The sequence below is a fragment of the Roseomonas sp. KE0001 genome, from assembly GCF_016107285.1.
Lineage (GTDB): Bacteria > Pseudomonadota > Alphaproteobacteria > Acetobacterales > Acetobacteraceae > Pseudoroseomonas.
The window spans coordinates 163382-175523 of the sequence record NZ_RCVQ01000008.1 but is presented as its reverse complement, the minus strand read 5'-3'; the positions used below and the strand labels follow the sequence as shown (position 1 = coordinate 175523).

The window sequence follows — 12142 nt, the reverse complement described above, 5'->3', positions numbered from 1 at the left end:
TTGTGTCGCGGCGGGCCATGGGATAGCTGGATCATATGGCCCGCCCTCGGAAGGATTCGCCCCCGGACACCTTCACCTCCACCGAGCTTGCGGTGGCCGGGGGGACCACGCCGCGCAATTTCGCCTTGCTGGTGAGCAAGGGGCTCGTCCCCAACTCCGAGATCGGTGGGGGCTACGCCAGCAGCAGGGCTTGGCGTGTCAGCGCACTGGGCGCCATTGCGATGACGGGCGCGCTGTACAGGGGCGGGATGGAACTGCTTCCCGCTGCGCGGCTGGCCGGACTTGTCGTGGGGGAGTTCGAAGAGGACCGGGGAATACTTCCTACTCGGTTGACGGATTATCTTCACAAGCCTCTCAACCCCCGATCTCCCTACTACCCATGGGGGGACGATGAGGTGTCGGCGGAGCAGGTTCGGTTCCTCATCAATGATGACTTCTGGCTCCATCACATGCTGCGAACCAGGACTGATATCTACCGTCCGCGCACCACCCTGGTGCATGACCTGCACATTGAGATCGTGGATCGCCAGTACGTGTTCTCCCGCTATGGGCGCGCTGGCGATGACAACGTCCGCTTGGCCTCCGGAACGGGCAAGTACACAGCGTATCCCGAGTATCGGATCATCGGATGGGAGCGAGGAAGTGACGCCGAGGTTCGCAACATCAGCGGCGAGGTGAGGAGCCTCGACTTTCATCGCGACCGAGGAACTAGCGCTCAGATGCAGCGCATTGAGAAGGAGTTCATCGCGGCAAGGGAGAACGCGATCAGCACTCTGTCGATCAATGTCTCTCTGGCGATCCGCAACGCGCTCGATGCAATTCATGAGCATCGGGGCGAGCCAGTGTTCGAGAATCTCATCTCATCCAAACCGGAGATTAGCGGCCGGACGATCGCTCCCCACCCCTCGTGGGACTTGCCGAAATCAGGCGAGGAAGATCCACCGGATACCTCCTAACCAACTCCTGAATTCCCGAGCCCATCCCTCTGATTTGAAGGAGAACGAACATGACTGAACTGCCGAAGTTCCGGGAGAATTACTATCGACAGGAAGCCACACTCTACCTCTACCAGAAGCACGGTTTGAAGGTGGCTGTCGGGACACTGGCGAAACTGGTCACCACCGGTGGTGGACCGCGCTACTTCAAGATGGGCCGCTCGCCGTTGTATCCGAAGCAGGAGTTGGACCGCTGGGCGCTTGAGAAGCTTGGCAAGCTGCGCACCAGCAGCAGCGACGCGGGGTAGGGAGGGTCTAGGCGGAGAAAAGCAGGCAGATCGACTGGACACCGATCTCCTACACGCCTCCGCCGGTCTCGACAACTACCGTTTCTGAGACACGAAAGTCGGAGAAAATCAAAACATGAGCCATCGGCTCTTGGCGCCCGAAGTGCGCCCTGATGACAAGCGCATCCGCCTGCTCGAAGTGCCCTGCGCGAACGATCCGGACACGCCGCGCGCGGCCTTGTTGATCCCCGATGCGATGAACCGGCGGCCTGCGCTGCGGTTCTTCGCCTCCCTGGCCGCGGCGATCAGCCACAAGCGCATGCTGGAGGCCGGGCGATGAACGCACCCGTCAACATCCGCAAGCGCGCCGAGATCGAGCTGACCATCGACAAGATGATCCAGGCAGGCGAGGGCTTCCGTGCGCCGCTGTTGCGTGCCGCCGCTGACAGCCTGATCGCGGTCACAATCTCGACGCGCGGCTCGCCGGTTCCGGCGAATCTGCTGAAAGCGAAGAAGGCGACCTGTGTCCTGCTCGCCGACGATCATCCTTCGGCCACCGGGCCGGATCGCTGGGAACAGGCGAAGACGCTGCTCCGGTGGTCGGAGATGGTGATCCTGCACGCTGCCGGTGGCCAGGACCGGCACTACATCCTGGCCGCCATGCTGACCATGATCACCGGGCGCGTGGTGCTAGTTGAAATGCAGGGACAGCACCATGACGCGTGGCGGGCCCTGGCGCGGACCATGATGGATGAGCGCCGCATTCTCAGCATCGTGGTGCCGCCCGGTGATGTGCATCCCCGGCCCGGCGCGCCTGAGGGAGTGACGATCCAGTGAGCGCACTCACTCCCGCCACCCGCGAGCGGCTGGTGAAAATCCTTGGCTTGCTCGGCAGCGATGTCGACGGCGAGCGTGCCGCTGCGGCACTGGCCGCGCATCGGCTGATCCAGAAATCCGGCACGACCTGGGAGGCGCTGTTGGCAACGAGCTTCGTGTCCGTCGCTCCGGTACCGCCCCCGCCGCGCCCGTCGTCGCGAAAGCACCGCGGCTTCTCGGAGAGCGGCCTGCGCGATGCGCTGCGTGACGTTGCCGTGCAAAGCCTGAGCAAGCACCTGCATCTGCTGAATGCCGAGGAACAGTCCATGGCCCGCACGGTCATCGATGCCGCCTGGGGTGTCGGTTCGGGCCGATGGAACAAGTACTGGCAGCAGAAGCTCGACTATCTGAATGGCATCACTCGGCGACGCAGGGAGGAGGCCGCGGCATGACCTCTGACGGCATCACCATCCTTCACGCCAAGCACCGTCGCCTGACCAAGACCTGGCACGCCGACGGCACTTGCGACGGCTACGATTCCGCCAAGCACTTCGACCTGCACGAGGTCGTCATCGACGGGCTCGATGCGCTGGAAGCCCTGCTGCGCGACCTGGCCCCGCGCTGGGACTGCGCCGTCGTGCGCGGCGCCATCGCCGACCCGGCCCGCACGCGTAGCGTCCGCCGCCTGGCGCATCCCGATCCGGAAACCGGCGAGGCCGCCACGCTGCGCGACATACCGCGCCGCTGGCTCAGCCTCGATCTCGATGGCGTGCCGCTGCCGGAAGGCCTCGATCGCCGGGACCTCGCCGCCTGCGCCGCCGCCGTGCTGCCGATGCTCCCGGAGCCGCTGCGGCAGGCGGATCTGGTCGTGCAGGCCTCCAGTTCGCACGGCATCAAGCCCGGCGCCCGGCTGCGCCTCTGGGGCTGGTGCGACCGCCGCCTGGCCCGCAGCGAATTGGTGCGTTGGTTTCAGGGCACCCCGGTGGATGCCGCGCTGTTCCGCCCGGCGCAGCTGAACTACACCGCGGCGCCGCTGTTCGCTCCTGGTGCCACCGACCCGCTGCCCGCGCGCCTGCTGCGCATCCAGGGCACCAGCGCGATCATCCAGGCACCCAGCGCGGAGGCCCTGGCGCCGCCGCCCGAGCCTGTTGCGCCGGTTCGGCCGGTCAGCCCCGGCAGCGGCAGCCGCTACGCCCTGGCGGCGCTGACGCGCGCCATCAGCACCATCAGCAGCCGCGGCGAGGGTGACCGCCACCCGGCCGCGGTGGCCGAGGCCTGGGGGCTCGCCCGCCTGGTCAAGGCCGGGCTGCTGACGGAATCCGAGGTGACCCGCGCGATCGACGGCGCGCTGTGCCAGGCCGGAAAGCCCAAGGGCGAGGGCGCCGCCATCGCCGCCTGGGCCATCCGCCAGCGCACAGACAGCGGCACCCTGCCGGAGGGAATGCGCTGATGGACGGGGATAATTTCGTGCCGCCCGATCTGGACGATGAGCCGCTGGAGAACGGGACCGAGGCAGAGCGCGATCGCGCAGCCGAGGCGCTGGAGATCGCCCGCCTGGCCGGCCTGGACCGCATTGGCTACGCGCAGGAGCGCAAGAAGGTCGCCCAGGCGCTTGGCATGGGTGTCATCGCCCTCGACAAGGCGGTGCAGGCCGAGCTCCGCCGCCGCCGCGCCGAGGCCGCCGCGGCGCACCGTGGCAAGGATGCTCCTGGTCCGGGAGAAGTGCGGTGGCCTTTCGGCATCATGCAGAAGCAGGACGGCCTCTATGCCGATGCCGGTGAGGAAGGATTGGTCTGGCTGGCGCCGCCTATCGAGGTGCTGGGGCTGTGCCGCAACAATGGCGGTGAGGAGTGGGGCGTGTGGCTTCGCTGGCGCGATCCTGACGGACGCACCCAGACATGGCCGATGCCCGCCCGGCTGCTGATGACCGAGCCCGGCGAGTTGGAAGGCGCCATGGTGTCGAGGGGCTTGCGCGTCGCCCCTGAGCCGGCCGCCCGCCTGCAGCTCCGCAGGGCTTTGGCCGGTGTCCAGGCCGGTTCCCGCGTCACCCTGGTCTCCCGCGCCGGCTGGCATGCCCAGCCCGGCCAGCCGGCCGCCTATGTGCTGCCGGACGGTGCGATCATCGGCCGGGCCGCGGAATCACTGGTGCTCAAGGCCCCGGCGGAGAACGCGGCGCAGATGGTGGCCGAGGCCGGCACGCTGGACGGCTGGCGGCAGGAGATCGCCGCCTGCGCTGTCGGCAATGACGTGGCGGTGGTGGCACTCTGCGCCGCCTTCGCCGGGCCACTGCTGGAGCCGCTCGGTGAGGCCTCCGGCGGGCTGCACCTGGCCGGGCGCTCCAAGGCCGGCAAGACCCTGGCGCTGCGTCTGGCGCTCTCGGTGTGGGGGCTGCCCTTCAAGGGTGGCGCGCTGCGCGACTGGCGCTCCACCGCCAACGGGCTGGAGGGCGCGGCCGAGGAATGCGGCGACGGGCTGCTCGGGTTGGACGAGCTGCACCAGGCCGACCCGCGCGAGGTGGCCAGCGCCGTCTACATGCTGGCCAACGAATCCGGCAAGGGCCGGATGCGGCGCGACACCAGCGCGGCGCGGCGGCGCACCTGGCGGACCTTCATCCTCTCGACCGGTGAGCTGGATCTGGCGGCGATGGTGGCCAAGGCCGGGCAGAAACTCTCCGCCGGGGCCGAGGTGCGGCTGCCCTCCATCCCGATGCCGGCGACGGGGCTATGGCCCAAGCTGCACGGCCAGCCCTCGCACGAGGCGCTGATGGCGCATCTGCACGGTGCGCTGCGCCGCCAGCACGGCACGCCGATCCGCGCCTTTCTGGCACGGCTGGCCGAAGGACGGGCAGCTGAGACGGGTATGCTGGCACAGTTGGCCGAGGCGATGCGCACGCGCTTCACCGCCCAGCTTGATCCCGAGGCCGATGCGCAGGTTCGCGACGTGGCCCGGCGCTTTGCCCTGCTGGCCCTGGCCGGTGAGCTGGCCACCGAATGGAGCATCCTGCCCTGGCCACGCGGGGAAGCCACCCGCGCCTGTAAGGCCCTGCTGGCCGCCTGGATCGCCCGCCGTGGCGGGTCCAGCGCCAGTGAGGAGGCGCAGCATCTCCGGGCCATCCGCCTGTTCATCACCGAGAATGGCGCTGCCCGCTTCGTCGCCCTGGCGCAGGTCGAGAGCGGGAACTGGTACGAGATCAGCCCCGAGCGCCCGGTGATCCGCCGCGCCGGGTGGCGCCGGCGGCTGCCGGATGGGCGCGACGAGTATCTTATCCCGCCTGAGATCTGGCGCGAGGTTTGTGCCGAGGCCGGCATCGATCCGAACGAAGCCGCCAGGACACTCCTGAATGCCGAGATGCTTGAGGGCGGGGACGGCAAGAACCTGACGCGCCGGGTGCGCATTCCGGGTATCGGCCTTGCCCGCTGCTACTGCGTCCGGCCCGAGATCCTTGGTCAGCCGGACGAGAAGCGGCCGTGAGCGGGGAGGGGGGTGTTCCGACCGTTCCGACCATCGGCGCGGAGGTCGGAACGGGTCAAGCCACTGTAATTACTAGGTGTTCCGACCGTTCCGACCGTTCCGACCGAAATGTCGAAGGGGGAGATGAAAACAAACATTTGGGTGGGCTGCTGGCCTGGATTCTGACGGATGCGGAGCGGGACGCCCGCGACACCTCTGCCGAGCGCACCGCCATCCAGGAGAAGGCACCCTCACCCGAGCCATCCCAGGAACCCCGGCGGCTGATCGACAGCCTGCTGAGGGCCGGGTTGCAGCGCCCGCCGTCCTGGCCCGATCCGGCGGCTCGCCCGTCTCCCGGTGCCTGGTGCGGCTGCTGCGGACGGTTCGATCCGCGTCAGGGTGGCCGGTGGTGGCGGGATCTGCGCAGTGAGCGGGATGGCGGCGCACCGGGCTGGTGCTGCGCAACCTGTCATCCGCCTGACCATCTCGCACCGGGCGAGTATGAGGCGGTGCGGAGCTAGAGCCGGCGAGATGCCGCGCCTAGCCTCGCCGCCTCCCGAGATTTCCTCCTAAATTCAATCGATTGCGTCGTTCTATTCCGCTTGGTGCTGCCACCTGAGAACGCGTAGCGCTGCCGGATATGGCGCGCGCTTCCTCCCTGCTGGGCTCGATCAAGGCCCTGTTCTCCGCCCCCGAAAGTCGGGCGGCTTCCGGCACCCTTCGTGATCCCTGGACCGCGATCCTGCTGGGTGGCGCGGGCCCGACTGCCGCCGGGATCTCCGTCTCCGCCGAAACCGCGATGCGCTGCACGGCTGTCTACGGCGCCGTGAAGGTCCTGGCCGAGACCGTGAGCCAGCTACCCCTGCACCTGTATCGTCGTGCTGCCGATGGCGGGCGCGAACGGGCCGACGACCATCCCCTGGAATCGCTGCTGTCCGATGTGGCCAATCCCTGGACGCCGGCCAGCGAGTTCCGCCTGGTCCTGCAAACCCAGCTCTCGCTGCACGGCAATGCCTATGCCTGGATCGGGCGTGGCGAGGGCGGTGTCTCCGAGCTGATCCCGCTGGCGCCCTCCAGCGTCTCCGTTGCCCCACACGTGCTGACGCGGGAGCCGATCTATACCGTCACCGAGGCGGACGGCACGCGCCGCAGCTACGGCCGCGATCAGATCCTGCATATCCGCGGCGTCGGCACCGGGCTCTATCAGGGTGACAGCCCGGTGGTGCAGGCCCGCGAGGCCATCGCCCTGTCGCAGGTCCTGGAGCAGTACGGCGCCAAGCTGTTCGGCCGTGGCGCGCGGCCCGGCGGCATCCTGAAGTCGCCCAGCTTCTTAACGCATGAGCAGCGCGAGGTGCTCCGCAAGAGCTGGAATGCCGACAACACCGGCAAGACGGCGATCCTGGAAAGCGGTCTCACCTTTGAGCCGTTGCAGATGTCGTCCGTGGATGCGCAGTACCTGGAGGTGCGGCGCTTCCAGCTGCAGGAGATCGCCCGCATCTGGCGCGTGCCGCTGCATCTGCTGGCCGATCTCGATCGCGTCACGCACAGCAATGCCGAGGAGCTGGGCCGCCAGTTCCTGACCTTCACGCTGCTGCCGATCCTGCGCGCCTGGACGGATTCGATCCGCGTATCGCTGCTGACGCCGGAGGAACGCCGCGGTGGCCTCTACGTCGAGTTCCTGGTGGATGACCTGGCCCGCGCCGATCTGGCCGCGCGCTTCACCGCCTACTCGCAGGCCATCGCCGCCGGCGTGTTCAACCCGAACGAGATCCGCGCCATGGAGAACCGCAGCCCCTATGACGGCGGCGAGGTCTTCACCCGTCCCGTCAACTCCGCGCCGGTCGATCGGCAGCCAGAGGACAGCGCCGATGCTTGAGAGGTCCGCCGGCGTCGAGACGCGCTTTGCCCCCGAGGAGAGCGGCCAGATCAGCGGTTACGCCGCCGTCTGGGGCCGGCGCGATCTCTTCGGCGATGTCGTGCAGCGCGGTGCCTTCGCGAAGTCCCTGGCGGCGCACAGGACCGCCGGCACGCGCCCGCTGATGCTCTGGGCCCACGATCCGGCCCGCCCTGTCGGCGTTTGGACCGAGATCCGCGAGGACGACACCGGCCTGCATGTCACCGGCATGCTGGTGATGGACAGCACTGCCGGCCGTGACGCCCACGCCATGCTGAAGGCCCAGGCGCTCGACGGCCTCAGCATCGGCTTCAGGACGATCCGCGCCGCACCGGCCACCGGCGGCGGGCGTGTCGTCTCCGAGATGGAGCTGATCGAGATCTCGCTGGTCTCGCGTCCGGCGCAGCATGCGGCGCGCGTGGCCAGTGTCCGCTCCGCTCCCACCCCTCCCGCGGCGGCCGGGCTTGCCGCCTTCATCCGCCAGTGCGCGGGCAAACTGAGGAAACCGTGATGCCGAACTTCGCATCGCCGGGCGTCGATCCGCGCACCGGCTGGGAAACGCGTGAGGCCCCCGACGGGCAGGAGCAGGGCGAGGTCAACGACCTGGCCGAGATTCGCTCCGCCGTGCAGGGCTTCACCACCAGCGCCGATCAGCGCTTCGGCCAGCTCGACAGCGCCATGACCGAGATCCGCTCGCGCCTCGACCGCACCGAGACCGTGCTGCGCCGCCCCGGCATCGGGCTGGAGACGCGGCAGGAGCCGGAGGTCGAGACGCGGGCCTTCGCCACCTTCCTGCGCCGTGGCCGCGAGGCCCTGGAAGCGCCGGAGCTGCGCACCCTCCGCGTCAGCGACGACACCGCCGGCGGCTATCTGGCGCCCGACCAGTTCGTCGCCGAGCTGCTGCGCAACGTGGTGCAGTTCTCGCCCGTCCGCTCCGTAGCTCGTGTGGCCAGCACGGCGGCCGGCGCGGTTCTCCTGCCCAAGCGCACCGGCGGCATGACGGCGCAGTGGGTCGGCGAGATCCAGCCCCGACCCGAGACCACCGTGACCTTCGGGCAGAACCGATACGAAGTGCGGGAGATCGCCTGCTGGGTGGATGTCTCGAACGCCATGCTGGAGGACAGCGCCTTCGACGTCGCGGCGGAGCTTTCCTTCGAGTTCGCGGAGGAGTTCGGCCGGGCCGAGGGTGCGGCCTTCGTCAATGGCGACGGCGTGCTGCGGCCCTTCGGCTTCATGGCGGACCCCACCATCCCGACCGTGGCCAGCGGCAGCGCCGCGACCTTCAGCGCCGACAGCCTGCTGGATCTCTATCACGCCATCCCGTCCGCCTACCGGGCGAACGCGGTCTGGGCGATGAACAGCAACACCCTGGCCCAGGCGCGCAAGCTGAAGGACACGACGGGCAACTACCTGCTGGCCACCGCGGGCATCGCCGGCGCCATGGCCACCACGCTGCTGGGCCGCCCGGTGGTGGAGATGCCCGACATGCCGGACGTGGCTGCCGGCGCCACGCCGGTCGTCTTCGGCGATTTCGGCCAGGGCTATCGCATCTTCGACCGCGTCGCCCTGTCCGTGCTGCGTGACCCCTACAGCCAGGCGACCAACGGGGTGACGCGCTTCCACGGCCGCCGTCGCGTGGCGGGTGGCGTGGCCAAGGCCGAGGCCCTGCGCAAGCTGCGCATCGCGGCGAGCTGAGAGGAGAGCGACCATGCGTGACCTGTCCCACAACATCAGCCCCGCCCTGGCCCTGCCGCCCGCGGCGCGCACGGCCACGGCCAATGGCACGGCCGTGGATCTGCTGGGCTTCGGCACGGCGGCGGTGCTGGTGGCCTTCGGCGCCTGGACCGATGGCACCCACACGCCGAAGCTGCAGGAGAGCGACAACAGCAGCAGCGGCTGGACGGATGTCGCGGCCATTGATCTGGCGGGCAGCCTGTCCGCCGTCTCCGCCGCGCCGGGCGGCAACACGGTGCAGCGCGTCAGCTACATCGGCAACAAGCGCTACATCCGGCCGGTGCTGACGGTGGCCAGCGCCACCACCGGCGCCATCGCCAGCGTGCTGGTGGTGCGCGGCAACCCGGCCGCGGCCCCGGTGGCCTGACCATGCCCTGGGCAGCGCCGCGCTTCTGCAAGACGCCGGGCCATCCGGCCTTCACGGGGCGGCGCTGCCCGGAGTGCAGCAAGGTCTGGGATCGGGAGCGCGGTTCGGCTTCCTCTCGTGGCTACGACCAGCATTGGCGCCAGCTACGCGAGGCGGTGCTGGCAGCGGAACCGCTCTGCCGGTTCTGCGCGGCGCAGGGACGGGTCACGGCGGCGACCGAGGCTGACCACATCCAGCCCCTTCGCCTACGGCCCGACCTGCGGCTGGTGCCCAGCAACATCCGACCCCTCTGCACCCCCTGTCACCGGCAGGTCACGGCCGGGTTCAACCGCGAGCGAGGGGGCGGGGGTCGGTCGCAGGAGGGGATAGGGGGGTGCCGATCTGGCCTGCCTGGGCCCGAGACCGAGCCCCACACAGCACACGAATTCTCGCCTCCAATGGACTCTTCAGGGAAAGGGCCTTCGTGATGAAGGGTGGAAAGCAGGAACTGACCGTCATCGAGGGCGGCTTTGCGCCCGGGAAATGTCCGTCTCCGCCGGCCGGCCTGACGGAGGAGGCGCGGAAGGAGTGGCGTCGCGTCGCTCCGGTCCTGCACCAGCGCAAACTGCTGGGTGACGACACCATGGCCACGCTGGAGGCTTACTGCCGGGCTGTGGGGGCCATGCGGCAGTATTCGGTGCTGATGGACACCGAAGGGCATGTGATCGAGGGGCGGAATGGGCCGATCAGCCACCCCGCCTACAAGATGCTGAGCATCGCCATGCGCGATGTGCGGCTCTACGCGGCCGAGCTGGGCCTGACGCCAAGCCGGCGCGGCAAGCACACAGACGCGCCCAAGGCTGACCCGTGGGAGGGCATGCTGGCGTGAGTGCTGCTGGCTGCCTGACCGGCTCCCGCTTCCTGGCCGGTGAGATCCCCGATCCGCTGGGCCATGGTGAGCGGGCGGTGCGCTTCGTCGAGAAGCTGCGCCACACCGAGGGCCCGCTGGCCGGGCAGCCCTTTGTTCTGCACCCCTGGCAGGCGCGCATCGTCCGCAAGGTCTTTGGCGACGTGCATCCTGGAACCGGCCTGCGGAAGATCCGCACCGTCTTCCTGCTGCTGCCTCGTGGCTCGGGAAAGACCACCCTGACCAGCGCCCTGGCCCTGCTGGGGCTGCTGGGCCCGGAGCGGGACGCCGCCGGCCAGGTGATCAGCGCCGCCGCCGATCGCGAGCAGGCGAGCATCGCCTACAATGGCGCCTCCCGGATGATCCGCGCCGATCCGCATCTGATGGCCGCCACGCGGATCGTGGACAGCCGCAAGCTGATCAGCCACCCGCGTTCGGACAGCACCTATCGGGCGATCAGCCACGAGGCCTACAGCAAACACGGCCTCAGCGTGTCGATGCTGCTGGCCGATGAGGTGCATGCCTGGCCGACGCGGGAGCTGTGGGAGGTGCTGGTTTCCTCCATGGGGAAACGCCTCTGCCCGCTCTCCATTGTCACCACCACGGCCGGCCATGGCCGCGGTGATCTGGCCTGGGAGCTGTACGAATATGCCCTGAAGGTCGAGCGCGGCGAGGTGGAGGACGAGACCTTCCTGCCGGTGCTTTACCAGGCCCCGCACGACTGCGACTGGCAGGACGAGGCGGTGTGGCAGGCGGTGAACCCAGCCCTGGCGGCGGGCTTCCGCAGCCTGGACGAGATGCGCATGACGGCCCGCCGGGCGGCCGAGATCCCGAGCCAGCGGGAGATGTTCAAGCGGCTCTACCTGAACATCTGGGGCGACAGCGCGGCCGTCACCTGGGTGGACATGGCCGTCTATGACCAGGGCGACTGCCGGCCGGTAGAGCTATCCGACCTGGCCGGGAAGCCGGTCTTTGTCGGCGTGGATCTGGCCAGCGTGTCCGACCTGGCGGCCGTCTATGCCGTGGCGGCGGACGGGGCAGGGGGCTGGCTGGTCTGGGGCAAGCAGTACTGCCCGGCCGAGCAGTTCCGCCGCCGGGTGGCCGACAACCAGCCCTATGCCGCCTTCCAGGAATCCGGCCGGCTGGTGGTGACCGAGGGCAACAGCATCGATCAGGACCAGATCCTGCGCGACCTGGTGGAGCTGTGCGCCGAGCTGTCAGTGCAGGAAATCGCGGTGGACCGCTGGGGCGCGCTGAACTTCCTCCAGCGCCTGCAAGAGCGCCAGCTGCCCGTGGCGCAGTTCGGCCAGGGCTTTGCCTCGATGTCGGCGCCTTGCAAGGAGATCGAGCGGGCCATCCTGGGGCGGCAGTTCCAGGCCGGGCGCGACCCGGTGCTGCGCTGGAACTTCGCGAACATCCGGGTGGAGCAGGACGCGGCCGGCAACATCAAGTTCAGCAAGGCCAAGGCCATGGGGAAGATCGACGGTGCCGCCGCGGTCGCCATGGCCATCGGCCGGGCCATGGCCAACCAGTCCGGGCCGATGATCTATCAGGTGGAAGGCGCCAGGCCCGAGGGGCTGCTGTTCGTGTGACAGTCCCGTCGCTGGTGACTCTGTGGTGACACCAGCCTTACCGAGAAGACTGTCTAAGCGGCTAAGTTATTGAAAAATTGGCGGACCCGATACGATTCGAACGTACGACCTTTGCCTTCGGAGGGCAACGCTCTATCCAGCTGAGCTACGGGTCCTCGCCAGGGCCCCTGTTTAGCGACAG

14 protein-coding genes and 1 tRNA gene are annotated in these 12142 nt (G+C 68.9%); 14 read left to right on the top strand and 1 reads right to left on the bottom strand.

Annotated elements, in window-relative coordinates; genetic code table 11:
* Positions 1–35: 35 nt before the first annotated feature.
* From D9598_RS16565 to D9598_RS16500, 14 genes are all read left to right on the top strand, one after another.
* The gene (locus D9598_RS16565) at positions 36–956 is read left to right on the top strand and encodes a hypothetical protein (protein ID WP_198367647.1); all 921 of its coding nucleotides are present in this window, start codon (positions 36–38) and stop codon (positions 954–956) included.
* A gap of 50 nt (positions 957–1006) precedes the next feature.
* The gene (locus tag D9598_RS16560) at positions 1007–1243 is read left to right on the top strand and encodes a DNA-binding protein (protein ID WP_198367646.1); all 237 of its coding nucleotides are present in this window, start codon (positions 1007–1009) and stop codon (positions 1241–1243) included.
* A 115-nt stretch (positions 1244–1358) separates the two neighbouring features.
* Complete coding sequence (locus tag D9598_RS16555; protein WP_198367645.1) at positions 1359–1562, top strand: hypothetical protein; 204 nt, start codon at positions 1359–1361, stop codon at positions 1560–1562.
* Entirely contained in the window at positions 1559–2059 is a 501-nt protein-coding gene (locus D9598_RS16550; protein ID WP_198367644.1) for a hypothetical protein, read from the top strand. Before D9598_RS16555 ends, D9598_RS16550 begins: the two co-directional genes overlap by 4 nt.
* Positions 2056–2490, top strand: a complete 435-nt coding sequence (locus D9598_RS16545; RefSeq protein WP_198367643.1) for a hypothetical protein — start codon at positions 2056–2058, stop codon at positions 2488–2490. Before D9598_RS16550 ends, D9598_RS16545 begins: the two co-directional genes overlap by 4 nt.
* Positions 2487–3488, top strand: coding sequence for a hypothetical protein (locus D9598_RS16540; protein ID WP_198367642.1), 1002 nt, complete (start codon positions 2487–2489; stop codon positions 3486–3488). The genes D9598_RS16545 and D9598_RS16540 overlap by 4 nt, the downstream gene beginning before the upstream one ends.
* Positions 3488–5509 carry a DUF927 domain-containing protein gene (locus D9598_RS16535; protein ID WP_198367641.1) on the top strand — a complete coding sequence of 674 codons (2022 nt, stop codon included), beginning with the start codon at positions 3488–3490 and terminating at the stop codon, positions 5507–5509. The genes D9598_RS16540 and D9598_RS16535 overlap by 1 nt, the downstream gene beginning before the upstream one ends.
* 619 nt (positions 5510–6128) lie before the next feature.
* Positions 6129–7364: a phage portal protein gene (locus tag D9598_RS16530; protein ID WP_198367640.1), complete on the top strand. Its 1236-nt coding sequence runs from the start codon at positions 6129–6131 to the stop codon at positions 7362–7364.
* On the top strand, positions 7357–7893 hold the full coding sequence (locus D9598_RS16525; protein ID WP_198367639.1) for an HK97 family phage prohead protease: 537 nt from the start codon (positions 7357–7359) through the stop codon (positions 7891–7893). The genes D9598_RS16530 and D9598_RS16525 overlap by 8 nt, the downstream gene beginning before the upstream one ends.
* Positions 7893–9077, top strand: coding sequence for a phage major capsid protein (locus D9598_RS16520; protein ID WP_198367638.1), 1185 nt, complete (start codon positions 7893–7895; stop codon positions 9075–9077). The genes D9598_RS16525 and D9598_RS16520 overlap by 1 nt, the downstream gene beginning before the upstream one ends.
* Positions 9078–9090: 13 nt before the next feature.
* Positions 9091–9483 carry a hypothetical protein gene (locus D9598_RS16515; protein ID WP_198367637.1) on the top strand — a complete coding sequence of 131 codons (393 nt, stop codon included), beginning with the start codon at positions 9091–9093 and terminating at the stop codon, positions 9481–9483.
* Positions 9484–9485: 2 nt separating this feature from the next.
* Entirely contained in the window at positions 9486–9950 is a 465-nt protein-coding gene (locus D9598_RS16510) for an HNH endonuclease (RefSeq protein ID WP_198367636.1), read from the top strand.
* Positions 9950–10351, top strand: coding sequence for a phage terminase small subunit P27 family (locus D9598_RS16505; protein WP_232477353.1), 402 nt, complete (start codon positions 9950–9952; stop codon positions 10349–10351). The genes D9598_RS16510 and D9598_RS16505 overlap by 1 nt, the downstream gene beginning before the upstream one ends.
* Positions 10348–11961, top strand: coding sequence for a terminase TerL endonuclease subunit (locus tag D9598_RS16500; protein ID WP_198367634.1), 1614 nt, complete (start codon positions 10348–10350; stop codon positions 11959–11961). The genes D9598_RS16505 and D9598_RS16500 overlap by 4 nt, the downstream gene beginning before the upstream one ends.
* Before the next feature lie 78 nt (positions 11962–12039).
* On the opposite strand, the gene D9598_RS16495 is transcribed toward D9598_RS16500, so the two are convergent.
* Positions 12040–12116: transfer RNA gene (locus D9598_RS16495), tRNA-Arg, on the bottom strand.
* Positions 12117–12142 lie beyond the last annotated feature (26 nt).

Coding starts and splice junctions, on each gene's coding strand:
- D9598_RS16505 (WP_232477353.1), top strand. CDS start 9,950: ATGAAGGGTGGAAAGCAGGAACTGACCGTCATCGAGGGCGGCTTTGCG.
- D9598_RS16525 (WP_198367639.1), top strand. CDS start 7,357: ATGCTTGAGAGGTCCGCCGGCGTCGAGACGCGCTTTGCCCCCGAGGAG.
- D9598_RS16530 (WP_198367640.1), top strand. CDS start 6,129: ATGGCGCGCGCTTCCTCCCTGCTGGGCTCGATCAAGGCCCTGTTCTCC.
- D9598_RS16555 (WP_198367645.1), top strand. CDS start 1,359: ATGAGCCATCGGCTCTTGGCGCCCGAAGTGCGCCCTGATGACAAGCGC.
- D9598_RS16550 (WP_198367644.1), top strand. CDS start 1,559: ATGAACGCACCCGTCAACATCCGCAAGCGCGCCGAGATCGAGCTGACC.
- D9598_RS16510 (WP_198367636.1), top strand. CDS start 9,486: ATGCCCTGGGCAGCGCCGCGCTTCTGCAAGACGCCGGGCCATCCGGCC.
- D9598_RS16560 (WP_198367646.1), top strand. CDS start 1,007: ATGACTGAACTGCCGAAGTTCCGGGAGAATTACTATCGACAGGAAGCC.
- D9598_RS16565 (WP_198367647.1), top strand. CDS start 36: ATGGCCCGCCCTCGGAAGGATTCGCCCCCGGACACCTTCACCTCCACC.
- D9598_RS16520 (WP_198367638.1), top strand. CDS start 7,893: ATGCCGAACTTCGCATCGCCGGGCGTCGATCCGCGCACCGGCTGGGAA.
- D9598_RS16515 (WP_198367637.1), top strand. CDS start 9,091: ATGCGTGACCTGTCCCACAACATCAGCCCCGCCCTGGCCCTGCCGCCC.
- D9598_RS16535 (WP_198367641.1), top strand. CDS start 3,488: ATGGACGGGGATAATTTCGTGCCGCCCGATCTGGACGATGAGCCGCTG.
- D9598_RS16540 (WP_198367642.1), top strand. CDS start 2,487: ATGACCTCTGACGGCATCACCATCCTTCACGCCAAGCACCGTCGCCTG.